Origin of the sequence: Klebsiella sp. P1CD1 (assembly GCF_003790505.1) — a bacterium.
GTDB classification, from domain to species: Bacteria; Pseudomonadota; Gammaproteobacteria; order Enterobacterales; family Enterobacteriaceae; genus Klebsiella; species Klebsiella variicola.
On sequence record NZ_CP033631.1, the window covers coordinates 1,984,437 to 2,009,824 of the forward strand.

Annotated in this window: 19 protein-coding genes and 3 pseudogenes; 9 read left to right on the plus strand and 13 right to left on the minus strand. The window is 46.5% G+C overall.

The annotated features are described in order from the left end of the window. Nucleotides 1-59: 59 nt before the first annotated feature. The 5 genes and pseudogenes from DTA24_RS09995 to DTA24_RS10015 form a co-directional block, all read right to left on the minus strand. Nucleotides 60-1,144 (minus strand): annotated as a pseudogene (locus tag DTA24_RS09995) (ABC transporter substrate-binding protein). 117 nt (nt 1,145-1,261) lie between these two features. Beyond that, nucleotides 1,262-1,933, minus strand: a complete 672-nt coding sequence (locus DTA24_RS10000) for an SDR family NAD(P)-dependent oxidoreductase (protein ID WP_123836773.1) — start codon at nt 1,931-1,933, stop codon at nt 1,262-1,264. A 45-nt stretch (nt 1,934-1,978) separates the two neighbouring features. Then, nucleotides 1,979-2,458: a nuclear transport factor 2 family protein gene (locus tag DTA24_RS10005; protein WP_206060571.1), complete on the minus strand. Its 480-nt coding sequence runs from the start codon at nt 2,456-2,458 to the stop codon at nt 1,979-1,981. A gap of 13 nt (nt 2,459-2,471) precedes the next feature. Next, on the minus strand, nt 2,472-3,083 hold the full coding sequence (locus DTA24_RS10010; RefSeq protein WP_123836774.1) for an NAD(P)-dependent oxidoreductase: 612 nt from the start codon (nt 3,081-3,083) through the stop codon (nt 2,472-2,474). A gap of 157 nt (nt 3,084-3,240) precedes the next feature. Beyond that, nucleotides 3,241-4,387 (minus strand): annotated as a pseudogene (locus DTA24_RS10015) (IS256 family transposase). 816 nt (nt 4,388-5,203) lie between these two features. On the opposite strand from DTA24_RS10015, the gene DTA24_RS10020 reads away from it, so the two are divergent. The 6 genes and pseudogenes from DTA24_RS10020 to DTA24_RS10045 all read left to right on the plus strand — a co-directional run bounded on the left by DTA24_RS10020 (nt 5,204) and on the right by DTA24_RS10045 (nt 12,401). Continuing rightward, nucleotides 5,204-6,424: a multidrug effflux MFS transporter gene (locus tag DTA24_RS10020; protein WP_227540393.1), complete on the plus strand. Its 1,221-nt coding sequence runs from the start codon at nt 5,204-5,206 to the stop codon at nt 6,422-6,424. Between the two features lies 1 nt (nt 6,425). Next, nucleotides 6,426-6,860 (plus strand): DoxX family protein, encoded by a 435-nt coding sequence (locus DTA24_RS10025; RefSeq protein ID WP_123836775.1) that lies wholly within the window; start codon nt 6,426-6,428, stop codon nt 6,858-6,860. Between the two features lie 283 nt (nt 6,861-7,143). After that, nucleotides 7,144-7,340: pseudogene (locus DTA24_RS10030) on the plus strand (IS3 family transposase); the annotation flags it as partial. A gap of 302 nt (nt 7,341-7,642) precedes the next feature. Next, the gene (locus tag DTA24_RS10035; RefSeq protein ID WP_123836776.1) at nt 7,643-8,902 is read left to right on the plus strand and encodes a chloride channel protein; all 1,260 of its coding nucleotides are present in this window, start codon (nt 7,643-7,645) and stop codon (nt 8,900-8,902) included. A gap of 123 nt (nt 8,903-9,025) precedes the next feature. Then, nucleotides 9,026-9,223, plus strand: a complete 198-nt coding sequence (locus DTA24_RS10040) for a transposase (RefSeq protein WP_123836777.1) — start codon at nt 9,026-9,028, stop codon at nt 9,221-9,223. 1,084 nt (nt 9,224-10,307) lie between these two features. Continuing rightward, nucleotides 10,308-12,401 carry a TonB-dependent receptor gene (locus tag DTA24_RS10045; RefSeq protein WP_123836778.1) on the plus strand — a complete coding sequence of 698 codons (2,094 nt, stop codon included), beginning with the start codon at nt 10,308-10,310 and terminating at the stop codon, nt 12,399-12,401. Between the two features lie 41 nt (nt 12,402-12,442). Here DTA24_RS10045 and DTA24_RS10050 read toward each other — a convergent pair whose 3' ends face one another. Further along, entirely contained in the window at nt 12,443-12,997 is a 555-nt protein-coding gene (locus DTA24_RS10050) for a TetR/AcrR family transcriptional regulator (RefSeq protein ID WP_123836779.1), read from the minus strand. A gap of 629 nt (nt 12,998-13,626) precedes the next feature. Here DTA24_RS10050 and DTA24_RS10055 point away from each other — a divergent pair. After that, on the plus strand, nt 13,627-14,325 hold the full coding sequence (locus DTA24_RS10055; protein ID WP_123836780.1) for a response regulator transcription factor: 699 nt from the start codon (nt 13,627-13,629) through the stop codon (nt 14,323-14,325). 122 nt (nt 14,326-14,447) lie between these two features. Here the strand turns inward: DTA24_RS10055 and DTA24_RS10060 are convergent, their stop codons facing one another. The 7 genes from DTA24_RS10060 to DTA24_RS10095 form a co-directional block, all read right to left on the minus strand. Further along, complete coding sequence (locus DTA24_RS10060) at nt 14,448-15,521, minus strand: porin (RefSeq protein WP_123836781.1); 1,074 nt, start codon at nt 15,519-15,521, stop codon at nt 14,448-14,450. A 1,361-nt stretch (nt 15,522-16,882) separates the two neighbouring features. Next, nucleotides 16,883-18,148: an OprD family outer membrane porin gene (locus DTA24_RS10070; protein WP_123836782.1), complete on the minus strand. Its 1,266-nt coding sequence runs from the start codon at nt 18,146-18,148 to the stop codon at nt 16,883-16,885. Between the two features lie 75 nt (nt 18,149-18,223). Then, the gene (locus tag DTA24_RS10075) at nt 18,224-19,012 is read right to left on the minus strand and encodes an ABC transporter ATP-binding protein (RefSeq protein ID WP_123836783.1); all 789 of its coding nucleotides are present in this window, start codon (nt 19,010-19,012) and stop codon (nt 18,224-18,226) included. Beyond that, nucleotides 19,009-20,037 carry a FecCD family ABC transporter permease gene (locus DTA24_RS10080; protein ID WP_164481364.1) on the minus strand — a complete coding sequence of 343 codons (1,029 nt, stop codon included), beginning with the start codon at nt 20,035-20,037 and terminating at the stop codon, nt 19,009-19,011. Before DTA24_RS10080 ends, DTA24_RS10075 begins: the two co-directional genes overlap by 4 nt. Before the next feature lie 60 nt (nt 20,038-20,097). Next, a complete protein-coding gene (locus DTA24_RS10085) occupies nt 20,098-21,216 on the minus strand; it encodes an ABC transporter substrate-binding protein (protein WP_123836785.1) in 1,119 nt (372 codons plus the stop codon). Between the two features lie 363 nt (nt 21,217-21,579). Beyond that, complete coding sequence (locus DTA24_RS10090) at nt 21,580-21,894, minus strand: MoaF-related domain-containing protein (protein WP_123836786.1); 315 nt, start codon at nt 21,892-21,894, stop codon at nt 21,580-21,582. Between the two features lie 846 nt (nt 21,895-22,740). Beyond that, a complete protein-coding gene (locus tag DTA24_RS10095) occupies nt 22,741-23,328 on the minus strand; it encodes a TetR/AcrR family transcriptional regulator (RefSeq protein WP_123836787.1) in 588 nt (195 codons plus the stop codon). Nucleotides 23,329-23,565: 237 nt separating this feature from the next. On the opposite strand from DTA24_RS10095, the gene DTA24_RS10100 reads away from it, so the two are divergent. Continuing rightward, nucleotides 23,566-23,832: a YdgH/BhsA/McbA-like domain containing protein gene (locus DTA24_RS10100; RefSeq protein WP_123836788.1), complete on the plus strand. Its 267-nt coding sequence runs from the start codon at nt 23,566-23,568 to the stop codon at nt 23,830-23,832. A 335-nt stretch (nt 23,833-24,167) separates the two neighbouring features. Continuing rightward, nucleotides 24,168-25,289, plus strand: coding sequence for an ABC transporter substrate-binding protein (locus DTA24_RS10105; RefSeq protein WP_123836789.1), 1,122 nt, complete (start codon nt 24,168-24,170; stop codon nt 25,287-25,289). Nucleotides 25,290-25,388: the final 99 nt, after the last annotated feature.

Below are 25,388 nucleotides of genomic sequence, written 5' to 3' on the forward strand. Positions count from 1 at the left end.
TACGCGCGAAACGAGCGGCTCGAAAGGAGTTCGGACCGCTCGTTTCGCGCTATTAATCGTCACTGCGGCAGCCCCTTGTCGGGGTGCAGGCCAGGATGTCTGGGCGACGGATCACCCTTGGTTTCGCCGAGGTAAAGTCCGATCTGAGAACGGAAGCGTTCGACAGCGCCGCGGTCAGCGAGGAATTTGCCGAATGCGGTCGGATCGCCATTCTTGTATTCCCAGATGGGTTTGTAGCCGGATGGCGGCGCGACATCAATGCGAACCGACCACATGTACCAGACGTTTTTCAGGGTCTCTTTTTCCAGCAGCCAGTTCAGATAGAGTTTCGCAGTTTCCGGATGCCTCGCGCCCTTGATGATCGCGGCCTGCTGCGGCCAGGCAACGAACGGATCTTCCTTGGGCAGCACGAAGCGCGAGGCGGCGCTCTCGGACGGAACGAGGCCGCCATCCGTCGAGAAGGTCACTGCGGCTTCGCCGCTTTCAACCATATCAGCAGGCGCCTGGGTTCCGCGAACGAAGATCGGCTCCTGTTTGGCAAGGTCAGCGACATAGCCCCAGCCGTACTTGTCGACGGCCTGCTTGAACCAGAAGAGCAGGTCGTCGGTGGGATAGGTCAGTACGATCTTGCCCTTGAATTCCGGGCGCAGATAGTCCTTCGCTTCGCGCGGCCAGCTTTTCTCATCGGGAAGAAGCTTCGTGTTGATCACGTTCGAGAACGCATCCACGAAGATGCCCGTATAGGCACCGTCCCTATCCCGGAAAGCAGGGTAGATCTTGTCCAGCCGAGCGGCTTGTAGGGCTGCAGAATGCCTTCCTTCTTCTAGCGTGGGAAATTCTGCAGCGTCTGGATCTGGATGACGTCCGGCACCAGCGAGTGCGTGGCAACCTGGTTGTCAATGCGCGCTTCATGGAATTTCGAGTAGTCCACGACCACATCCAGGGTCACGCCCGGGAACCGGGATTCGAACGCCTTCTTCATTCCATCTTGCTGATCAGCCGTGTCGCCACCGGCATAGACAATGACACGCCCTCGCTCGGCAAGAGCGGCCTTGTAGACATCATTGAGACTGCGCTTTTCAACGGGAAAGTTTGTTCCGTCGCTGGCTATCGCCGGCGCCGCATTGGCGGCGATCGCGATCATGATGCCCGTTAGAAGAGCTCTGCATTTTCTGAGTTTCAAGATATTTTTATCCTGTAGTTAATGCGTTCAGCGCCGGGCCATCGCTTGTAAACAATGCTGTGCTGTGCGGCCGACCCATTACGGGGGTAATGGCTGACCAAGGTAGTCCATGAACTTGCAATCGGGCTGATCCAGAGAGCCAGTAATCACCGCCCGCAACCCTGTTACGCTGACCTTCAGCGGCACCGGGGCATCCGGACCACCCATTTCGGTTTGCACCCAGCCAGGATGCAGGAGCAGGACGCTGCGGCCTGCGGGAAGCGCGGTCGCCATCGCAAAGGAGCGCGCCAGCGAATTCAGGGCGCTCTTGCTGGCGCGATAGAGCGCCATGTCGCCTGTGTCGTTAAGTGTGAAGCTTGCCGTCCGTGATGACATGAAGGCGATCACGCCCCCAGGGCGGACCAGCGGCAACACCGCCCCGGCCAGGCGCACCGGCGCGATAGCGTTGGTCACAAACATCGCGCTGAGCTCATCGGTCGAGACTTGCGCGACGCTCTGGTGCGCCGGGCCGAGAATTCCGGCCGTGATCACCAGTGCATCTAACTCCGACACGCGGAATGCATCGCCCAGACGCGAGCCTGCATCAGGATCGGTAAGATCGAGCAGGAATGTCCGGATTGCGGGTTGATTGGGGAAATAGTCCGTGCCGCGTTCCCGCACGGTCGCCACGACCTCCACGCCTTCCTCGGCAAATGCCTGTGCCAGCCCGCGGCCCAGGCCGCGGGAAGCACCGACGATCAGTACCCGCATGCCCGGCTCCAGTGTCCGACCCGTTCAGGCAAGACCATCAGGCGTTCAGAACATGGTATTGTCATTGGCCGCCTCCTCGGGCACGTCCTGGATGACGTCCCAGTGCTCCACGATCTTGCCGTCCTTGACGCGGAAAAGGTCCAGCACCGCTTGCCCGCGGTCATTGGCGCCATTGGTCGCATGGACGTGCAGCCACACCAAATCGCCGTCAACGGCGCTGCGAACCACCCGGGCCCGTGACTGCGGATTGTCCTTGAAGAAGTGCGTGAAGTAATCCACGAACGGCGCCTTGCCATCCGGCACATCGGGGTTGTGCTGCCTGTAGTTTTCTGCAACGTCAGCAGCAGCGCCACCTACATCGTGACGGTTGAAGAAACGCTCATAAAAGTCCAGCACCAGCGCACGGTTGGCGTCTTCAACCGCCAGATCACGGACAGCCGGTCCGCTGGCGAACGCCGGCGCCGCGGTCGCCAGCATTGCGTAGGCGAACAGGAACGAAGGCAGTAATCTGACTGTTCTCAGCATGGCCCGTCCTCCATCAATAACCGACGGTAAAGCGTCTGCGCGAATGCGCCGGGCGCTCGATTTCGTCGACCAGGGCAACGGCAAAGTCCTCAAACGAGATGCGGCTGCCCTGGTCGTTGGTCAGCAATTGATCGCCGCCCAGGCGGAACTTGCCGGTACGTTCCCCCGGCACGAATTCCGCCGACGGAGAAAGGAAGGTCCAGTCCAGATCCGCTTCGGCGCGTAGCACGTCAAGGAATTCGGCTCCCTTGCTGGCCTCGGGCTGGTAGGCCTCGGGGAAGCCGGGCTGGTCGATCAGCCGCTTGCCCGGGGCGATTTCGAGACTGCCGGCGCCTCCCACCACGAGGTAGCGCTGCACGCCGGACGCGCGCACGGCGTCGATCAGCGTGCGCGGGTTGGTGTTTGCAAACCTGACCGCGCTGATTACCACATCATGGCCCGCCAGCAAGCGGGTCAGGGCTTCCTTGTCGGCGACATCGCCCGACTGCGCAGTGACGTGCGGCAGTGCAGGGATTTTCTCCGGATGCCGGGCAATTGCCGTGACCGTGTGCCCGCGATCAGAGAGTTCCCTGAGGATGCGCGAGCCGGCCTGTCCCGACGCGCCGATGAGTGCAATACGTGCCATGAAAAGCTCCCTTTGATTATCATTCACACCGAGTCTCAATAATAGACTTATAGTTTTCCGGATGCTACATTTGCTCCCGCATCGAAGAAAGAAGTCAGGTCGAGTCCGTCAAGGTGGTATAAATCAGTTACAGTCTTCCGGTCCGGTAATGGGCCTGTTATGCGCTGAGTGACAGCGCCTCGATCACTTCATTCTCAGTGCGCTGGTCTATCTCCGCCATAGTGTGTTGTGGCAGATAACGGTTCTGCAGCAGCCATTCCTCATTCTGCTCTATCAGCACCGCCCCCAGCAGCCGCATGATGCTCTCTTCGTTTGGGAAGATGCCCACCACCACGTCTGCGCGCCGCTTCACCTCTTTATTCAGACACTCCAGCGTGTTCGTTGAGTGGATTTTAACCCGGTGCGCTTTCGGAAACCGAAGTACGCCAGCACGTCCGCCTCCGTTTCGTCCATCATCTCCGTGACGGCAGGGAAGCTCTTCTCCAGTTGGGCGGCAACCTCGCGCCAGGTAGCGTGAGCGCTTTTCTCCTCGGTCTGCACGAACACCTGTTGCAGCGCGGCACGGACTACCGACTGGCTCGCCCGGTTAACCCGGCCCAGAACGTTGCGCATGAAGTGGACCCGGCATCGCTGCCAGCTGGCACAGAGCACCTGCTGTATTGCCGCTTTCAGACCGCAGTGCGAGTCGGAGATGACCAGCTTTACACCTTCAAGACGGCGCTCCTTCAGGCTCAGCAGGAAAGCCAGCCAGAACGCTTTGGCTTCTGACTCGCCGATACCCATCCCTATAATCTCCCGGCGACCGTCCAGGCTGACCGCGCAGGCGATTATAACGTCACGCTGACCACCCGGCCGTTCTTGCACACCTTCACGTAGGTCGCATCCAGCCACAGGTAGGGCCATTCCCCTTCCAGCGGCCGTTGCAGGAACGCCTGCACACGCTCATCAATGCCGCGACAGATGGACGACACCTGGCTGCGGGAGATACCGGTCATCCCCATCGACAGGACCAGCGCGTCAACCTTACGGGTGGAGACGCCGTTTATCCACGCTTCCTGGATAACCGCGTTGAGCGCCTTCTCCGACAACCTGCGGGCCTCGAGGAAGGACGGGAAGTACGAGCCTTCACGCAACTTCGGGATACGCAGGTCCAGCGTACCGAGCCGGGAGTTGTACTGGCGGTCACGATAGCCGTTGCGGTAGGTCTCACGCTCATCACTGCGTTCATGGGGCTCTGCGTTGATACGCTGAGTGACATCGGCTTCCATGATGCGGTTGAGCATAAATTCGGTGAGTTCACGCAGAAAGTTCTCACCGCCGAGTTACATCAGGGTATTGCTGAATGCCATGCTATTGTCAGCCATCGGTTTGTTCCTTTAAGATAATTGTCTTCACATCCATTGCCTTACCGGATAAGCCGATGGCTCTCACCATACTGCTGAATTTACACCACGTCCTAAGACTCTACTTGGCTGAAAGATGAACCGAAATTGGGGAGCACCGAATTACTTCTCAAGTTTGAAGACGTACATCGGGGTAAATTTACAGAAGGCCATTGCAGAACAGGGTAACGGAGATTTCAGGAATGGAGGGTTAAAATGGTCAGAGAATTGGTCTATGGAACCCAAGTAAATGGTAACATTTTAGATGCAGCAAGAAAGTAACATTAACTGGTGAATCAATACGGCGGACGAGGTAATTGTCGCTTAATAAGGGAAAATCCTTATCTACGGTGCGGTTCGCTGGCTCAGAGGAAATGTGGCGCTTGCTTGATGTACTGAAGCACTGATGAATAAACACAATTTCAAGGAGCGGATTGTTTCAGCGCCGAGTTGGCTACGTGCTGGTTTCCCTACATAAACGCGGTAATAAAGGAATAAACCACCAGCTCCGCCCGAAAAGGCAATGTTTATCGTCTGGATTGGAAACAAGTCAGGAGTTTTTCCTGCCTAGTATAAAGAACACTACTATGCAGCGGATAGCCTCGTGCTTACGTTTTGTAAACAACGTATTTTAGAGAAACAGATGCACATTGTACAAAAGTACAAAAAGGATATACTCATTACCGTAAACCGCGAAGTACGCTTCTCTTTCATCAGGTGAGGTATCAGGTAAACCTAATGTCTTTCACCCAAAACATGGGTATCACCCGGATTTCTACCGATTTACTGATTCTGCTGGCGCTACTCACCGCACTGGATGCTGTCGCCATTGACATGTATCTCCCGGCGATGCCCGTGATTGCCTCATCGTTCATCGTGGATGCCGGGCAGATCCAACAAACACTGACCGTATTTTTGATTGGGCTGGCAATTGGCCAGGCATTATATGGCCCACTACTCGACAGTTATGGTCGACGCACGTCATTAATAACCGGCATGCTGCTTTTTATCGCCGGCTCGGTGATGGCAGCACTTTCAGCTTCGCCGGAGGTGCTGACTATCGCACGGTTTATTCAGGCGCTGGGCGCTGCGGCCGGTCTTGTTACCCCGCGTGCTATCGTCAGCGACGTGTGTACGGTTACTGAGTCGGCAAAAATCTATTCGGTATTGATGCAGGTAATGATGGTTGCGCCAATTCTGGCACCGCTAATCGGCGGTATGGTGCTTCAAGTGGCGAGCTGGCATATCCTCTTTTGGCTGCTGGCGGTATTTGGCGTTATCGCTCTGCTCTGGTGTCAGTTCGGGTTGCCCGAGACCCTGCCGCCAGAGCGTCGCGCGAGACTGGATAGCAAATCCGTACTACGTGCATACGGTCGCTTATTGTTACAGCAGGATTTTATGGTGCTCACGCTGGCAGGCGGTTTGATGCTCGGTTCGCTATTCACCTATATCAGTGCATCCTCCTTTATTTTTACCGGCGTGTTTTCCCTGACACCCGCGGCATTCAGCGTTTTGTTTGCCCTCAATTCGCTGATGCTGATTGGCGGTGGTTATTTCAGCAATGCGCTGTTAACGCGTGGATATAGCGAAAAAATACTCACCCGGGCAGGGATCGCCAGCCACTGTATCGCCGCCGGAGTATTGCTGTTCGCAACGCTCAAAAGTGCCGTATCGCTCATACCCTTTGCTCTGCTGATTGCCCTTGCTATTGGATCACTGGGCCTTGTATTCGGCAACCTGACCGCGCTAACTATGCAACTGGCAAATAAGCAAGCAGGAATAGCGTCATCTATTATAGGCGCGTTGCAGTACCTGCTGTCGTCGATTATTGGTTTTATCTACAGTAAATTTGCTTTCGGGCTGGAAAGCCTGCCATTGACCATGCTGCTCTGCGGTGTCATTGCGCTGTTTTTATGCCTGAAACGAATAAACAAAACACTAAAAATTAGGGGTAATTAAAATGGTCAAGGATTTATATGCTAATTTAAACAGTCGGCTTTATAACATCGATGTTGCCGCACTTTTATTAAGGCTCACGCTTGGCGGTTTATTGCTTTTTCACGGTTGGCATAAAGTGCACTCGGGGATTGGCTTCATATTGAGCATGCTGAGTGAGCACGGTGTTCCGTCATTTGTTGGTTACGGTATTTACCTGGGCGAAGTAGTAGCTCCCATACTGATTATACTCGGTATTTGTTGCCGACTGTCGGCTATCACCGTCATTGGTACGATGCTCGTTGCCTGGCTACTGGCTGATATCGGTAATACTTTTCATCTGAATGACGTTGGTGCCTGGGCTATCGAAGACCTGATGTTCTACGTCATGATGTCGGTGGTGCTGTTGTTCCTCGGCTGCGGAAAATATTCCGTAATGGGCAATCCAGACTGGCGCTAATAGCCGGACATTAATATCAACGGCGGTTATTTTTTGCCGTCGGTGCTCCGCCACTAATCATCCTTTTTGATGCTCCGTGCCGGGCAATATGCGTAAACTGGTGGGGCAGGGAGGCGTCGCCATCAGATTCTACCTGCCATCCACAGCGATTAAAAAGTTTCATCATATCCGCCAGGCTCCCACTCAGACGCAATGTTAGCGGATTTATCTGTCGGCCATTATCGTCAAAAAAAAATATCGAGGTTTGTTAGTGAGAGATAAATGCTGTTCGCGCCGTAAGTAAACTAATGGTATGGCAGAGAGCTTCGTGAACACGATGAAGTGCGGCTACATCTGCATAATGCCGAAACCAGTCGGATTGACAGCAGCAAAAACCTTGCGGAAGCGTTCGTGCTCCGCACTGAGTATCACTCGCCACGGGAATATCTGCAGCGACGTACCAGTACTGGGTTAAGTGATAAACAAAGTATGGAAATATAGGGGGCAATACATAAGTTATTTCGGTCAGCATAGTTGGCGCTAGGCGGCAACTATACTGACGTCTAATAAAAAACTCATGTTAATAGTTTATGGTTCTACAGCCCAGATCTACTGACCTGTAATCCTGAGTATGTTTTCCCTAATTAATTGTTAGGTGGTGGTTGCCATTTAATTGACAACGTTACAGATATCAGAGGCCGCTTTTGCAGGTCAACAACTAATAATCGGTTCATCAAGACACAGTGTTGAGCTTATTTTCGTTACAATTATACTTTTCAAACACAGGATTACGGAAATAAAAAATGAAAGTACAGACCAACAGAGTCAGCTGCCCGGTGAGGTTTTTGGCTGTTATCGAAACAGGTGTGGTCTCCGGTGTTGCAGGGATTGTGCTGGACCTGGTATTACATACCGTCCAGCATTATGCATTCGGTTACAACTCCTCACATGTCATCAGCGATGAATCTTTTCTGCAGGGGGTAGGTGACTCCCCGCCACTTATGCGCATAATCGCTATCATTTCAGGTGGTGCCTTCGCCGGGTCCGGGTGGTGGTTGCTGGGGCGATATGGCCGGCCTCGAGTATCAATCCAGTCTGCAGTATCAACACCTTCAAGCCCCATGCCTGCCGGGACCACAACCATTCATGCGCTTCTACAGATAATTACAGTCGTGCTGGGGTCCCCCTTAGGGCGAGAGGTTGCTCCCAGAGAGATGGGGGCACTTGTTGGAGGAGTTATAGCACGCCGGCTGGGGCTGGACGACGATGAGGTGCGGATTCTTATTGCCTGCGGTGCCGGTGCCGGTCTGGCGGCCGTCTATAATGTTCAGCTGGCGGGTGCTCTGTTCATTCTTGAAGTTCTTCTGCTTTCTTTCAACTGGGAAAAAGCTATCACAGCTGTGGTGACATCTGCCATTTCAGCCTGGGTGGCAACACTGGGCCTGGGTAACGAATCACAGTATCATTTTGTATCCGTGGAGCTTCCACACACCTTTACATTATGGGCCTGTGTCGCAGGCCCGGTTCTCGGTCTGGCTGCCTTGGGGTTCCGGAAGACCACAGTGAAAGCACGTGCCAGCGTCAGGAATAACTGGCAAATGCCCGTTATCTGTCTGTTCGCCTTTGCTGTTCTGGCGGTCCTGAGTCTTTACTATCCTCAGTTGCCGGGTAACGGAAAAGGGCCGATGCAGCTGGCCATCAGCTATGGGCTGGATTACCGCCACGCCGCCATATTGCTGGGGCTCAAGCTGCTGGTCATTCTGGCCGTACTCCGGGGAGGGGCAGAAGGCGGATTGCTTACTCCTGGTCTGGCTGTCGGAGGGCTGTTAAGCCTGCTCCTCTGTGCGGGCTGGCAGCTTGTATTTCCTGGCGGAGATGCTCTCAGTTTTGCGCTTGTGGGAGGGGCCGCCTTTCTGGCCGCGTCCATGCAAATGCCACTGACTGCAGTTACCCTGCTCTTGGAGTTTACTCATATGGAGCACGGCTACTTTGTACCGATTCTGCTGTGTGCTGCTGGTTCCTTTATTACATGCCGTGTTCTGGAAAAGAATTATGTATTCTGAGATAGTGAGCTGGCAGCAGGTCTGAAAGACGTAAGTGATGAGATGGTTTACCCCCTCCTTCACGGCACCACCAACTTCCGCCATGATGGATAAAATTTAAGCAGCAAAAGTAAGAGGAGTACCATGTCTGAAATGAAAATCACCGGCATCGATCTGGCTAAAACAAACTTTTATCTTTTCAGTATTAAAGCTTATGGAAAACCAGCTGGAAAGATAAAACTTTCTCGTAGCAACTTACTCAAATGGCTCGTTCAACAACCCGCGATGACTGTTGCTATGGGAAGCCTGCGGAGCATCGTATTACTGGGTCCTTGGGCATAAAGCGATTTTACTTCCGGCCCAACACGTCAGAGCTTATCAGCGACCCCAGCAAAATGATTACAACGATGCACAGGCAATCGCTGAGGCCTTAAAGGTGCAACAGAACTGCGTAGAATGCTACCTGCATTGCTTTAGGATGCTGAAAATTAACTCACTGACACCATTAGGACATTGCTATATCGAGAGTACACACGGCTGATTACGCTGGATGATGAACTGGAATGGCATAATGCGGAACAGAAAAAAATACGTTCAACAAGATCCTGTGTGCAATCGGTTGTTAAGCATTCCCGGGCTGCTGAAAAGTTGTTATGGTGGCCAGCGTGATGACAAAGACAGGTAAGACCGTGGCTCACCAAACATGAAGAGGATCTTGGGCTTAAATACCTCCGCGAATTACATCGGGGATCGCAGCTTATGGCGGCAAAAGCCGGATATTAAGCTGCAACCTACCGGTCAATGCCAGAATAAAGGATGCCTTGCAAACGGGATGCGTTCATATAAGCCTCTCGGTCTGATAATCGTGCTTTGTTCGATTATCAGATAATCATTCTGAATTCAACGTGCTGTATTCACATTGAACATAATGTCTGATATATTTTCTTGCAAATAGTTACATTTGCTTGGAGCTGAGGCTTAACTTATGACACAAAAATGCATCTATCGTTCTCGCCATAATTTTAATGCACTATGCTGCAACCACTTTTTTCGCTAATACTAATGAAGTTGTCCAGGCAGAAGCGATGAGTGTATTAGTCATAAAAACCTGTCACTGTGATAGAATATATTGTCAGGTGATTTTACAAAAACAGCGCGTTAAGATGAGGCTGAATGTGTCCTTAATAAGGTATTTATAAATATAGGGAATAGTTCAGAAGTTATTTGGGATGGGTCTAATATAAATATTTATTGAAACGATATACCTCATATTTAAAGAAGATGGTGTCGTAATTAGTAGTAGTTCAATAAAAATAGAAGAATTATGTTGTCAGTGTTACAATAATTATTGTGATGATTTTTAATTCTTTTTAAACATTTATTGTTATTGAGCAATGCATAAAATTATTCATTAAATGGATTATATATGAAAGAAAATAAAATAGCATTTGCGATTCTATGCGCCTTGTCAGTTCCTGCATCTGCTCAAGAAGAGACTATGGTTATAACCGCCAGTGGTTATCAACAAAAAATGACAAATGCTCCGGCATCGATTTCAGTGATTAGTGAAAATGAACTAACGAAAAAAAACTATAGTGATCTGGGAGAAGCTCTCAGTGGAGTCGAAGGGGTTGATGTACGTGGGGGAACGGGAAAAACAGGTGGGCTAGATATCTCTATCCGAGGTATGCCCAGCAGCTATACACTGATCCTGATTGATGGTATACGCCAAAATGCGAGTACAGATACCACCCCAAATGGTTTTGACACTCTAAATACCGCTATGATGCCGCCACTGTCTGCAATTGATCATATCGAAGTGATTCGGGGCCCGATGTCTACACTATACGGCTCCGACGCGATGGGTGGTGTTATTAATATTATCACAAAAAAGAATACTGATAGCTGGCACGGTGGGATTAATCTTTCACACTCAATACATGAAAATAGTAAATGGGGTGATACTTCCAACGTCGGTATTTATACCAGTGGTACTTTGATTCCTGACACACTTGATTTATCTCTACGTAGTAATTTTGAGCATAGACAAGGTTCAAATGTTAGCAGTCTGAGCGACAGTGGAGCTAACACACGAGTTCCCTATCCAACGAAAAGTGATAACTATACGGTGGGTGGCAGGCTGGATTACAAAATTAATGACAAAAATACGGTGTGGATCGACGGGGAAACCTCACAGCAAGAGTACGATAACCGTAATGGTCAACTCGGTCCTGTCGGGACCAGTGGGGGGGGATATCGAGAGAAACTGCAGTATCAGCGAAATAAAATGATGCTAGGTTATGACAGTGATCTTTCGTTTGGTCGCTGGAGTTCAAGTGTATCTTATGCTGTAACGGAAAATAAAGGCAGAGTGTTGACGCCACGTACATTGACCAATACAAATAGAAAGCTTAGCGGTACTGACCGAGTATTAAAAAATACCAATACGATCTTTAATACCAGTATTATTTCACCGGTCGGTGAAGATCATCTGCTGACAGTTGGAGCAGAATATTGGGATGCACAGTTAAAAGACGGGATTGTACTGGCAAACAGCGGTGACACATTCCGACAAAAAACCTGGTCTCTATTTACTGAAGATGACTGGCAGATTACGGACCCTATTTCCCTCACCTGGGGGGCTCGTTATGAGAAACATGATAGCTTTGGTGGTCATGTCAGCCCGCGAGCCTACTTAGTATGGAATGCATTAGACAACTGGACGGTCAAAGGCGGCGTAAGCACCGGTTATAAAACGCCTTCCTTGAGCCAGCTACACAATGGAGTAAGTGGTATTGCGGGGAATGGCCTTGTCACTACTGTTGGTAATCCAGAACTGAAACCGGAAACCAGTATCAACTACGAAACCGGTTTATACTACGAAAATAGTGAGAGCCTGAAAGCCAACATTACTGGCTTTATCAGCAACTTCCGGAATGCTATTGCCAGCGAAACAATTAACGATTCAACGTATTCTTATCGCAACGTTGGTAAAGCGATTAACCAGGGCGTTGAGTTCGCTACTTCATTCCCGGTTGTTGTTCCAGAACTAACGATGAACCTGAACTACACTTATACTGATAGCAAGCAGCGCGGTGGGGAAAATCCTGGAGCACCACTCACCAATACTGCTCGTCATATGGCTAATGCGAAATTGTCCTGGAAGATGAACGACTCACTAACATCATGGGTTGCGGCAGAGTATCACGGTAAAACACCTCGCTATACAAGTAACGTTAGCAACCTGAGCGCCGTAGAAAAAGCAGTATATGACGATCGTGGTGCTTACCTGAAGGCCTGGACAGTTGTAAATATGGGGGCCACATACCGTATTACCCCAGAGTTGACGATTAACGGGACTGTCAATAATTTGTTAGATAAAGATTTTTCGAAAGTAAGACTCTATCAATCAGGCCGCAATAGTATGTATGCTGGTGATTACTTCCAGACTCAGGCATACACGACAGGTTATGTGACTCCAGGTCGGAATTATTGGGTATCACTGAACTATACATTCTAATCGAAACTGGGTTGAATCAACTATTTATCCGCAGCCCTTTGTTAGGCTTGCGGATTTTTTACTATTGCCTGAAAAACGGTAAGGATCATTTTTTCCGACAATATTGCTTCGGTTTCGTCAAGTATACCGCGCATCAACCAGGCATCAATACACGAGACTGCGGCCCGGGCTTGTGCAGGTGTCAATGCCAGGTACTCCATCAACAACTCTTCGTGAACATGTAGCCATTGTATGGCACAGGGGCGTAATGCTGGCCTGGAGACTGCTGCAACAAATAACTCATATTCTGAGCGAAGACGGGAACGCTCACTTAGTGTCCAGAAAACAAAACGAGTGAGGATCTCTTCCTTTTTACCCGAAAAGTTAAGATTTAACCAACCACGTGTCTTGTCTGTAAAATCATCAATAGTATATTTCATTACAGCAACAATCAATTCATCCAGAGTACGAAACTGGTATGTTGTTGTGCCAAGCGAAACCCCGGCCTCCTCCGCGACAGCTCTGTGGGTACAGGATTGGATTCCATTTTTGCGTATAACAGAAGCTGCACCAAGGATGATCTTTTCTTTCGTTAGTTCACTTTTCGCTAGAGACATTAACTTTTCCCGTACCACGATTGATTGTACTACGTCCAGAGAACTCGATCTTACAGAAAAAAAACTGTAATGCTTACAAAATTTAATAACTCTAGAACATATAACTGTACATATGTACAAAACAAAGTTTGTGGTGTTGATTTTTTCTTTAATTTTTTTTATCAATGGTGTTTAATGCTAATAATTGACGTCTGTGTAGTTAATTTTCTGGTTTGGTTAGTCAGTTTTTTTGACGATGTATTTCAAAAAACAGCATCTTTTAATACAATACCGTATGTATATTATATTTTGCAGAGCGTGAGAGCGTGAGAGCGTGAGAGCGTGAGAGCGTGAGAGCGTGAGAGCGTGAGAGCGTGAGAGCGTGAGAGCGTGAGAGCGTGAGAGCGTGAGAGCGTGAGAGCGTTATGTACCCGAGCTAGATACAACTAATTTCAAAGGAGGAATTAAGTTTAGTTGCGTTTCTGTGCAGGAATAACAGGTGCTATGCCAAATAAATTTGGCATATTCATTTTAGCGAAAACTCCATATTCAAAGGGAAGAGTATCTCCTGAAATTCACATGTGCTGTAGCCGTGTAAATTTCATTACTTATTAGTAAATAATAGCATAGCTATCTTTGGGAATATCTTTATGCTGCTTAATAGTACACTGATGCTATTTACAAAAAATGATATCGCATTAGTAGACATTCATACAGAACTTGAATTGAATGGTTTCAGGGTTATTGTTTCCGCATCAATTAATGAAACAGTACATTTAAGCCAGCAATATAATCCTGCATTTATCCTCATGTGTATTAATCTTTCTGAAACAGATGGATGGAACTCACTTTATTCCCTGAGAGCTGTATCAACCATACCAGTGATAATCCTTTCTGAAGGATCCACTGAGATAGACAGAGAATTTGCACTCAGGGCCGGGGCTGATGATTTCATGGCTATGCCCTGTCGTGCAAGGGAAGTATCTGCACGAATTATTTCAATACAACGTAGAATCGATTACACATTGGGCGAATACAGCATTACCTCATATTCTTCAGGGCAACTTACTCTGGATACTATGGCCAGAAGTATTTTGATAAATTCTTCTGGTAAAGATATTACGAATATGTTTACTCCAACAGAGTTTCGCTTACTGGAGCATCTTATTCGCTTTCCCAAGAGAGTGTTTACAAGAAAAGAGCTCGTTGATGCTTGCCTGTATGGAAGTAATTCGGGAGAACGTGTCATTGACCTTCACATCAGCAATTTGAGGAAGAAACTTGTGAATGAGGGAGTTAAGTTTATACCTCAAAGTAGCAGAGGTAGAGGTTATTACTTTGGAGCTTGATACTTATGAATAACTTTGATTATTTTGAGAAATAAATTATTAGCGCAATCATGCTGATTATGACATTTACTATTTATTATAGGAAGCTATAATATTATAACTTCCTATAAATGGAGCTATAATCAGAAGTGATATGTCAGGCCTATCCCTGTCTGATCATCTGATGGAATACTTAAGCTATTATCAGACTTTATTTTGTTAAGCTTATAATCGACGTATACCGACATATTTTTGTTCATAGCATACGAAACAGAAAAATCCCAGTAATTCAGAATGTCTTGATCACTATGTCCTTCAAGATTCTTAGCTTTCGAGTTAAAATAACCTATCTGAGGAGTGATGCCTGAATCAAATGTATATTGTGCTACGAGTTCAATATTCTGTGTCTTATTCGCAAAGCCCAAGTTTGTAACGCGAGACAGATTATGCGCCTCGGCATATGTTGCGGCGAGATACAAATTGTTATCATCATATTTTAGACCAGTAGCCCAAATTTCTGCCCGCTCTCCTTTACCAAGGGAAAGGATATTCTGTTCGTCAGTACGCTTGGAGTTTGAGTAAGCTCCAAGAATACTTAAGTTAGCAGCAGTGTCATATTCAACGGAAAAACCATACCCATCACCATTGGAGTTGAATGGGCTTCGGGGGTTATTTTTGCTTTCATCATTCGCCCCCTGGTATTGAAGACCGAAATTCAACCCTGGAAGCATACCGAAGAAATCATGATTGCGGTAAGTCAGAAGTCCGTTTGCTCTTCCTGTCATGAAGTTATCAGTGGAACTGAACGTTTCATCGTCAAAGATTACAGGTGTATCCGTAATTGCTGCAACATCATAGATGATCCCATAGTTACGGCCGTAATCCAGTGAACCAAAATCTTTTACTTTTAAGCCAGCAAATCCAAGACGGGTTTTTGTACCTCTGGTTGCGTCTGAACCCTCTGAGTTGTTCCCCTGAACATTATATTCCCACTGCCCGAACCCGGTGAGGATATCATTGATTTGGGTTTCTCCCTTGAAACCTAATCGAATGAATGTGGCATCTCCGTCAATGGCATTATTACTACTAAAATAGTGACGTGCAGCAACCTGACCATAAAGGTCCAGTTTGTTTCCATCTTTGTTGTAAATCTCTGCTGCATCAGCGGTGGAACCGATTGTACCAATGATCAGTAATGTAAGAAGCGTCTTGTACATATGTCACTCTCTTTTTTGTTTGTCAAGATAATATTTCATTTGAAATTTATTGATTAACAAAAATATTATTGGATATGCATCATAAAAAAACAATCATTAAAGTTTGTGTCTCATTTAATTATTACCATACAACTGACTTCTCTTGACTTTAAAAGCAGGCAATATGGCTGATTTTAACGACAGGCTTAGTTGAAGAAGTTGAATTTAATGATGGTTTAAGGATGTTACTTGTTTTCATTATGTTTGTAAGCATCGGTCTCTTTTGTCTGGATTATATAGGCAGTATATTGTGTTTTATCTTTTTCATGGCTTATACATGGATTATGTCCGTACGATGAGGTAATAACATAACATAATGTGATTAGCTTTAAAAAATGAAGGCAGGCAGGAGATACAGGTGATAAATGAGAATAAGTACCGAATTATTTATCCGATTTTTTTATCATAGAATAGTAACAATTTAGATATGAATTATATCAGAATTGCATTGAGTAACCGAAAGATAATTTATCCTTTCGGATGCTTCAGTTTGGGACTTCAATATCCCTGATCCGATGACGGGTTCAACTCTCATGTCAGAAGTTGTTGGTCGCTTACATTAACCTTAAGGGGGATGAATGGAAGATCTGATGGCTGACGAAGCCATTTATGGACCTATGATTCACGGTTACACAAGATATAGATGGCCTGATGCCGTTTACTCGCTTATATCCCAGCGCTTTGACTACAGCCATTTTTATCCGGATTCTCATCACTGAGAAAGTGATGAATAAATGTATATCAAATATTTATCGTGCAGTCCTGTTACTGAGGTTTACATTGGGTGAGTTCTTACTTTTCCATGGATGGCATAAAATTTACTCAGGTATTGATTTTATCCTCAGCATATTACAGGAGAGAAAATCACCAGTATTTATCGGATATGATATTTATCTAGGTTAGGTTGTTGCGCCTGTACTCATCATTCTGATAGTTTTATGTCGCTTGTCTGCGATAACTGTAATTGGTACTATTTTTGTGGCATGGGATAGGGTGGATATAGGTAATACATTCCATGTTAATGACGTTGGAACATGGGCAATAAAGACCTTGTTTTCTATCTCATGATATCGGTCGTGTTGTTGTTTCTCGTAGAAGGTAAATATTCAGTACTCCGAAACCTTGACTGGCGTTAAGCTGTTACAATTGTATCCCGGAAATATATTTCCCGGGATACAATTACGCCCATAATGAAGTAAACACTCTTTATATATCATATCCATGACAATCAAAAGGATAATCCGCAACCACTGGCATCTGACTTGCGGATCCGCAATGTGGTCAGAAGCAGTATCTGTGAGGATATCCTTCGTCACGCTTAATCAAAGAGCCGCGAATTTCCAGTTGACCAGGAGGATGTTCTGGTCCTGGCTGCGCGTACCGGTGATATTGGTACGATAGGTCACATTTTTCCAGGCTACAGTAACCCCTTTAGCGATATTATCCGGAACATCATAACTCAGCCCAAAAGTTCGGACCCATTCGTCCTGACCCTCGCTGTCTTTTGCCGCCCGGGCCTGGCTTCCCGAAACATAACTACTGTTAAAATGAAGTCTGGTAAAACCAAACTGGTCCAGACTGGCGTTGTAACGGAGTACGATAGCCTGCTCATGGGCTGTCCTGAATTTAGAAAGCGGTGACTCACTTATAAGCCCGGTACTTCCTCCAGATGTATTGGTGGACACTCCATCGACACTTTGTCCCGGGTCCAGATACGGAAAATTGCTGGGACCCGTCAGTTTCTGATAGCCCAGCCCGAATGTGTTTCCTTTTTCCGACCACCAGAGCATCCCTCCCAGGGCGTCATTATCAATATCTCCGCTGTATCTTTGTCCGTCACTGCGACTGTTGAAATACCTGAGATCTGCTTTAATTTTATTCCCTGGGCCCAGAGGAAATGTTCTGGTAATGCCGATGTAATGCTGATCATAGAAATCATTGAGACGGGCAAAATAGTAGCTCAGCTCAAGCCCCTTCTCGGGGGCATAAAACCCTCCGAAATAGCTGAACCCGGAGCTGTAGCCGCGTGCTTTTCCGGACGCTTTTAGCTTTTGAAAATGTGTCTGATTCCGTCCCTGTGTTCGATCGATGAAACCGGCATCAAGATTCAGGTTTTCTAGCTCAGACGATGTTATAGTGTAGCCGCGATAGAGTGATGGCAGTAATCTTCCGTCATTAGTTTTAATAACCGGAAGATTAAGCGACTGAAATCCGGCTCTCGCTTTTGTTTTACTGATTTTTGCCTTCAGCGCCAGACGAAGAGAGCCAAAACTGCCCGGAGAACTGTTGTCTTGGTGTTGGGGGAACATGCCGGTTGGAGTATTATGACCATCACTTCCGTTAATTTTTATTCCCAGTAAGCCAATGGCATCGACTCCTAAACCCACACTTCCGTTTGTATACCCGGAACGTCCATTAAAAATAAAACCCTGACCCAGTTGTTTGCCCGCAGGTTGTTTACCGGCAGCAGCCCTGCTGTCATTATTATAATACATGGTACGGGCTGTAATATCGATATGACTGTCATTCAGGATATCGGCAAAAGTTCCTGTGGATGTAAAAGAACCGCCCATAATTATAAAGGTCATTAATTTTTTCACATTCAGTTATCGATGCTATTTAATATTTAAGTGTACTTATTTATCGTAAACCTGATTAACAGATTACGGGCCCACAAGACCGTCAATAATGACCTGCTTTATTCCCCCTGGACAGGACTCAACACGACCACGTACGCCATAAACCCTTTCCAGTGTTCTGGGGGTAATGACAACAGAAGGTGCACCTTCAGCAAACAACTTCCCTCTGTTTAACATCAGTATATGGTCAGTGTGACGAAGCGCGATATTAATATCGTGCACCACCACTAACGTAATGATGTTCCGCCTGTGGGTTTCTTTTCGGACAATATCCATCACGTGGTATTGATAATTCAGATCCAGGGCACTGAGTGGTTCGTCCAGCAAAAGTATTTCGGGCTTACGGATCAACGACTGGGCCAGGCCTGCAAGCTGCCTCTGGCCTCCGGAAAGCCTGTCCAGGAAATCCAACGCGAGATGCCCGATGCCGAGCTGGTGTAACTGTGCCATGACATCATTTTGCATCTGTGGTATGTGTGCTCCTCCGCTTACCCGTGCGGCGACAATGACTGATTCAAGAACACGCAGGTGTACTCCGGAGGGTAATGTCTGTGGCAGATACACCACTTTTTCGGCACGTCGGGCAAACGGTTGTGCCATGAGATCTTCTCCATCCAGAAAGACCTTTCCGGCTGACGGCCCGAGCCCCGCTATCGCCCGCATAAGTGTTGATTTTCCGCTTCCGTTTGGACCCAGAAGCGCAGTAATTTTTCCCCGGGGCAGATGATTAACTGAAAGGTCTTGAATTACCGGATACCTGGAGTAACCAGCGCTGAACCGGGATAAGGCAAGCCCGGATTTTATCTCACTCATATATTCCCTCTGTGTCGCAGGATTATGCTCAGGAAGAAAGGCACGCCAACCAGTGAGGTTACAATCCCGACCGGGATAATCGCTCCGGGCAAAAGATTCTTCGATGCCACCGAAGCCAGAGATAAGATCAGTGCTCCGGTTAAGGCGCTTGCGGGCAGGTAAAAACGGTGGTCTTCACCAAATATCAGCCTTGCAATATGGGGGGCAACCAGACCAATAAAGCCAATCGGGCCGACAAACGCCACTGAAATTGCCGACAAAATACTGATGCGCAGGAGCGTAGTAAGACGCAGACGACGCACGTTAATTCCAAAACTCATGGCACGGTCTTCCCCAAGACGCAGCGCGGTCAGCTTCCATGAACTCAACACTGACAAGGGCATCACCACCACCAGAGCGCAAAAAAGGATCCCCACCTTTGACCAGGATGCGCGATCAATACTGCCCATTGTCCAGAAAACCAGTCCCTGTAAGGTATCTTCATTGGCGACGAACTGAAGCATGGCGACAAGCGCATTAAAGGTGAAGACCAGTGCTATGCCGAACAGGATAACCCCGGATGAGGCTACCTTTGTCCATCTTGTAATGCCATCGAGTAGCAAGGCTGCCAGCAGTGCAAAAATGAACGCATTTGCAGGGATAAACCACTGTGCCGGAAGCCCCGGAATGCCAATTCCCGCCACTATTGCCAGAGCTGCACCAAAGGCTGCAGCAGATGACACACCAAGTGTGAACGGGCTGGCAAGAGGATTATTGAGGATGGTCTGCATCTCTGCGCCCGCCAGACCAAGGGCCAGACCTACAACGATGGCCATCAGGGCAAAAGGCATGCGTATATCCCAGACAATGACACGCGTGCCGGCGTCTGCACCATGTGAATTCATCAGGGTATACCACAGAGATTTTAGTGGCAGACCAGACGGGCCCATCATAAAATCCAGAAGCAGTGATACCAGGATAAACAGTATTAGTAACAACATAATTGTTATGCGACGGCGAATAATATTTCGGTAATTCGCCTGCATTGTCTGCATGTCCGCAGGATCAGTCCCGTTGACAGTTCTCGTTGTGTATTGCATACAGAGTTACTTGCCCTCGTGCCAGGAAAATATAAATGGGCTGTCAGGCAGACTGGTGAAGTTACGCACGATATAGTGGTATGTGTCATCCGGGTTGAGACTGCTGAAAGCATCCGGATAAATGTCTTTTGCCAGGTACTCCATACCTACAATATTCCAGGGGTGGTTATAAAAATGGTGATAAACCCCATAAGCGCGATTTTCTTTTACCGCAGGGATGTCTCTGACACCGGAACGTTCCACCAGTTTGCCAGCCTGATCGTTGACATCTTCCCCGTTGGCTGCATAACCTAAAGGCAGAACCTGGCTGTTCCCTCTTTTTGAGCCTGTCATAATGTAGGTGTCGGGTTTCATGCTTATTATTTTTTCCAGCGACACAAAACCCGATGCTCCGGGAAGCAGTTGCGATCCAAGATTTGTGGCCCCAACGGCCTCGACAAGTCCCCCCCAGCCGCTATGGCTATGGCTAAAACAGCAGGCGTCGCTGTTTCCGGCCAGTGCTTCGACAAATACTCTGGGTTTCGGTGTAATGCTGTCGGTTTTGTCATGAATAATCCGGAGTTGTGCACGATAGTAGCCAGTGAATGCTCTGGCGTTGTCTTCCCGGTTGAGGATCTGCCCCAAGAGGTCGATGCTTGGCGCAGTATCCTTTAAGGGATGAACTTCATAGTCAACAAACACAACAGGAATGTGCAGATTGCTGAGTTTGTCTATAACACCGCTTTCAGTGAGGGCGGGTTTGGCCCGCAACTGAGCAATCATTAAATCCGGATTTCTGGCAATGACACTTTCAAGATTGACGTTACCTTTATCGCTGAATCCCATGTCAAGTATATCAGCTGAACGGGGCCATTTTTCTTTCAACAGCTGCCATGTATTAATGTCCTGCCTTTTTGCCAGATTGTTCCATGCAACCACACGCATGAAAGGGTTTTCTTTGTCCAGCAGTGCCATAGCCATGATGTCGCGACCATCCTGAAGGATTATGCGCTGTGGTTCATGTTGCAGAGTAACACTACGTCCATCCAGGTCAGTCACTGTTAGTGGATATTCTGTTGCAAGACTGCCGAATGAAAGGGAGAGCAATGTCGGGAGCAGAAATGAAGTCAAAGTTTTTTTAATCATAGGATTAACCATTAATGCTTATGAGAATAATAATAATTGTTATCTTAAGTAAAGATAATTCAACAAGTCGTAAACAGAACCAGTGAAACCAGCGTGGCTATGTTTTCCTGAGTGATAAATTTGAGTAATCAGCAGGCTACACGGGGCTTACAGAACGTCTCCAGCCGGGATACAAACGGTGAGTACAGGTTAAACCCGGAGTGAGAACTGCCTGGCTTAACCCCCACCTGAAGGAATGTGTTAGCGTTTTAATGGGGACACCCGGACCAGAGTCCTGAATTTAAGGTATCTGTAAATAACAGGAATCTGGTGCTTCAGGTCCGGTAAATATTCTTTCTGTCGTTGTGTTCTTTATGGACAGCGTCAGGCAACTTCCGTCAATGTTCCCGCCATAACAAAAAAGTTATGGTCCTTATCAGTATAATGAGAATGCGAAGTGCCTGAGATAAAGTCGTCTAAATGGACGACAGTGCCTCCATCTTCCTCCTGCCATGAAATCAAAAATTTGCCTTCTCCGACGTTTTGAGCTTTGTAAGCTGCCTTACCTTTAATTCCTTTCGCCGGACCAGTTAAAACTTCAAAAATGACTTCGTCAGAAGTAAATGTATCTCGGGCAACAAAACCATTGTAATCGAAAATATAGGATTTCCCGTGAAAGCTCTGTTTACTATTATTCATATATTCTCTCTAATGAATTTGCTATCTGTTACTGAAAATGAACCGTTAAAACATTGACCGGAATGTAAATATACTACATATCATTCATGATAACGCGACCCACTCAGGCTGTTATTTTGGTTAAGCAAGAAAAATCATTAGCAAAAGTCATGGGGCTATCAAAAAATAAAAATCCTATTATAAATAACATAAGTTAATCTCAGATTTTAAGAGGTTTTAATTTTTTGTCAGCACCCCACTGATATGTGTTTATAATAGCAGATTAAATGATATTGTTTACCGTCTAAAACTGAAAAAGTAAATCAGTTTTTTTGAAGGAGATTTAGTATGGGTGTAATTGCACATGGTGCGATTAATGGATTTTATTGCTGACTTGCATCTTAATGGCAGTGCGTGGCAATGAATTAAAGACAACAAAAAGATATATATACTTTTCTGACGTCAATGCTTTTTCTGCTGAACCAGCAATAACAGTAGTTGGAGAAGAGGGCTGATTTTGGTTTGGCAGCAAAACGTATACTGTTGAATGCGCAGGCAGTCCGACTTGTAATGCCGGAGGAAAAGATGAACTTAATGATTAATGAAAAACACATTGTGCTTCTTTTTGAAAGAACAATTAATATTATTTCCGAGCGGACATTAAATAATGCCGGGATGGTATTAAAAGTCTATTTAAGTTTAATTAATATCATATGTTTTTAAGTGTTATGGTAAAATGTTATATAAGAGAGCATGAGGCCTGTCAAACTGGTAAAAAACTTACAATACTGATCTCCCATATCTGTGTGTAATATCTTGTATTGAAAAAAATACAAGGCTGAGTTGGTTAATTAAAAACAGTCCTGTTCAAATCATATGTACTCCACGGCTATTCAGAATATAGTTGAATGCATCCTCAATGAGCATCGGATCAAGCGTTTCGGCCCCATCGTAAATAATACTTCTCAATAACCATGCATCCGTATAAGCAACACATGCATCAGACTGGTTTTTCGTTAGCAGAAGAGTATCCTGCAAAATCTGGCTATGAACTTCGAGCCATGTAGCGGAGGTTTTTCTCAGTAAGGGGCGCGAAACCGAAGCGATAAATAATTCATATTCCCGAGCTAACCTCTCATTTTCACTGATAGTCCAGAACAGAAATTGTGTGAGAAGCTTTGCAGGTTGAGATTTCTCTGCACTTGCAAACCACTCAATGGTCTGGTTGCGAAACGACAGAACTGCTCTTTCAAGGACGCTCTTGTGCAGATTATCGAGGGAACCAACATGCCATGTAATGGTTCCCGTAGATATTCCAAGGTACTGGGCTACAGCCCTGTGGGTGCAGGCTTTTATTCCATCCATACGAATAATTTCCGCCGCACTGTCAAGGATTTGTTCTAAAGTGTGCTCTCCACGAGCTCGTTTCTTTCTCATCATGCCATCAGTAGTCATCTGTGTCAGCAGAACCCGTAGCGTACCTGTTAATTACATTCATAATTGAATTATAAGCATAATTTTACATTTATGCTACTCGTGTGATTTTTAATAAAAACCATAATTGCACGGTGTGCAATTATCAGGATATAACTCTGAATTTGCCCAGTGCCATTCCTAGTTTACAATCTGTGTGCTATTAATAGGCATGCGTGGTTTTGTTACTTTTACTTATTGTTCAAAGGAATTATCGTTATGAAAAAACTATCAATTGCCTTGTCTTTGGTGTTGATGACCTGCTCGGTTACAGCTTTTGCTGCAACTGAAATTTCTCAGAAAGAAGCATCTTCAATGAAACTGGTAAAAACTATTACGGTAACAGAAGATACTGTTAATAGTTGTATGGATAAAATTTCTAAAGCTGCAGATAAAGACGGTGCTGAATATTATGTCATTAAGGGTTTTGAGAGTGTAGGTAATGGCGGACAAGCCGTGGTGATCGGCGAACTTTACAACAAGTAAATATACACAAATGCAGCACTAGTATCCTGGGTGACCAGTTGTGCTGCTTTGTCATACAATCGTGCCGGTTATCTTAGTTAACAATTGCTCCGAGTCATTAAAGTAATTCTGCATTTTATTCAACTTTTAATGGGATGATTTATATCTGGTTTGCTAATGTGGTGAACAGTTGACCTGAAAGCAAAAAATCAGGAACATGTGAAACGCTATATTATCACGGATTCATTTTGCCCTGCTATTCTTTGAGTTAGATTTCAGTTGGTACTTTTCATCTAATAATATCAGATGGAATATTCTGCCGATTGTTACTGGCATACCGTAAAAGGAACGAATCAATGAAGAGAAAACCTAAGTTGGTTTCCATTGTGGCTGGTGTTGTAGCGTTAACCTCCGGGATACTATCATTTTCAACCCTGGCTGCGACTCATCAGGAAAATCGTTCGTTAGATGACATCTACAAAAGTGCCCTTAAAGAGGGGGGGGGTGTCACTGTATATGCTGGAGGCGATACCCCTGGGCAGCAGGATGGAATGAAAAAGGCATTCGAGCAACGTTTCCCCGGCATGACTCTCAATGTTATCGTTGACTACAGCAAGTACCATGATGCACGAATCGATAATCAGTTAACGACTAACACACTCATACCTGATGTAGTCCAGTTACAGACGCTTCAGGACTTTCCTCGCTGGAAAGAGGAAGGTGTTCTGCTGAATTATAAACCCTCCGGATGGAATAAGATTTGGCCGGAGTTCAGAGACAAAGATGGTGCCTGGACAGGAATTTTTGTTGATGCGTTTAGCAATGTTATCAATATCCATCTTCTTCAAGAGAAGGAATGGCCCCGTGAGGCATCCGATTATCTCAGACCAGATCTTAAAGGGAAAATCGTTGTGACTTATCCAAATGATGACGATGCCGTTCTGTTCTGGTTTAAACAGGTTGTTGATAAGTATGGCTGGAGTTATGTTGCCAGATTTAGTGAACAGAAACCCATTTTTGTTCGTGGAACACAGGCTCCCGCAGATGATGTGGAAAGCGGTAAAGCTGTCGCAACATTTTCAACAGATGGGGCCCTGGTACCGGATAATAAAACAGCTTCGCGCTTTGTTCTGCCTGTAAATGATCCTTTTGTTTCATGGGCGCAGAGAGCGGCTATATTCAAACATGCAAAACATCCTGAAGGCGCAAAATTATATCTGAACTGGTTGCTGGATAAAAAAACGCAAAAAGATATCTGGTACATGTGGTCAGTGAGAACCGACGTTGCTCCTCCTGAAGGATATAAACATATATGGGAATACCATAATACCAACCCGGAAGCGTTTGTAAAATTCATGAGCAATCGCGCAGAAGTAGAACGTTTTCGTACCCAGATAGGATTATACCTTGGGGAAGTTAAAGGTGAACCATCGCCAGGATGGCTTGGATTATATCCCGATAAGCCTATTACTCATTAATAATATTACATGGTGAGAGCATATGTTCTCACCATAATTTAAATATAACTACAATACTCTGTGATGAATATAACAGAATTTTCGAAATGACCATCGATT

Bases quoted from the DNA above. Each gene is read 5' to 3' on its own strand.
- DTA24_RS10080 (WP_164481364.1), bottom strand. From the start codon at position 20,037: ATGCAGGCGAATTACCGAAATATTATTCGCCGTCGCATAACAATTATG.
- DTA24_RS10045 (WP_123836778.1), top strand. From the start codon at position 10,308: ATGAAAGAAAATAAAATAGCATTTGCGATTCTATGCGCCTTGTCAGTT.
- DTA24_RS10000 (WP_123836773.1), bottom strand. From the start codon at position 1,933: ATGCGGGTACTGATCGTCGGTGCTTCCCGCGGCCTGGGCCGCGGGCTG.
- DTA24_RS10025 (WP_123836775.1), top strand. From the start codon at position 6,426: ATGGTCAAGGATTTATATGCTAATTTAAACAGTCGGCTTTATAACATC.
- DTA24_RS10060 (WP_123836781.1), bottom strand. From the start codon at position 15,521: ATGTACAAGACGCTTCTTACATTACTGATCATTGGTACAATCGGTTCC.
- DTA24_RS10055 (WP_123836780.1), top strand. From the start codon at position 13,627: ATGCTGCTTAATAGTACACTGATGCTATTTACAAAAAATGATATCGCA.
- DTA24_RS10090 (WP_123836786.1), bottom strand. From the start codon at position 21,894: ATGAATAATAGTAAACAGAGCTTTCACGGGAAATCCTATATTTTCGAT.
- DTA24_RS10105 (WP_123836789.1), top strand. From the start codon at position 24,168: ATGAAGAGAAAACCTAAGTTGGTTTCCATTGTGGCTGGTGTTGTAGCG.
- DTA24_RS10070 (WP_123836782.1), bottom strand. From the start codon at position 18,148: ATGACCTTTATAATTATGGGCGGTTCTTTTACATCCACAGGAACTTTT.
- DTA24_RS10100 (WP_123836788.1), top strand. From the start codon at position 23,566: ATGAAAAAACTATCAATTGCCTTGTCTTTGGTGTTGATGACCTGCTCG.
- DTA24_RS10075 (WP_123836783.1), bottom strand. From the start codon at position 19,012: ATGAGTGAGATAAAATCCGGGCTTGCCTTATCCCGGTTCAGCGCTGGT.
- DTA24_RS10085 (WP_123836785.1), bottom strand. From the start codon at position 21,216: ATGATTAAAAAAACTTTGACTTCATTTCTGCTCCCGACATTGCTCTCC.
- DTA24_RS10050 (WP_123836779.1), bottom strand. From the start codon at position 12,997: ATGTCTCTAGCGAAAAGTGAACTAACGAAAGAAAAGATCATCCTTGGT.
- DTA24_RS10010 (WP_123836774.1), bottom strand. From the start codon at position 3,083: ATGGCACGTATTGCACTCATCGGCGCGTCGGGACAGGCCGGCTCGCGC.
- DTA24_RS10020 (WP_227540393.1), top strand. From the start codon at position 5,204: ATGTCTTTCACCCAAAACATGGGTATCACCCGGATTTCTACCGATTTA.
- DTA24_RS10035 (WP_123836776.1), top strand. From the start codon at position 7,643: ATGAAAGTACAGACCAACAGAGTCAGCTGCCCGGTGAGGTTTTTGGCT.
- DTA24_RS10005 (WP_206060571.1), bottom strand. From the start codon at position 2,458: ATGCTGAGAACAGTCAGATTACTGCCTTCGTTCCTGTTCGCCTACGCA.
- DTA24_RS10095 (WP_123836787.1), bottom strand. From the start codon at position 23,328: ATGACTACTGATGGCATGATGAGAAAGAAACGAGCTCGTGGAGAGCAC.
- DTA24_RS10040 (WP_123836777.1), top strand. From the start codon at position 9,026: ATGTCTGAAATGAAAATCACCGGCATCGATCTGGCTAAAACAAACTTT.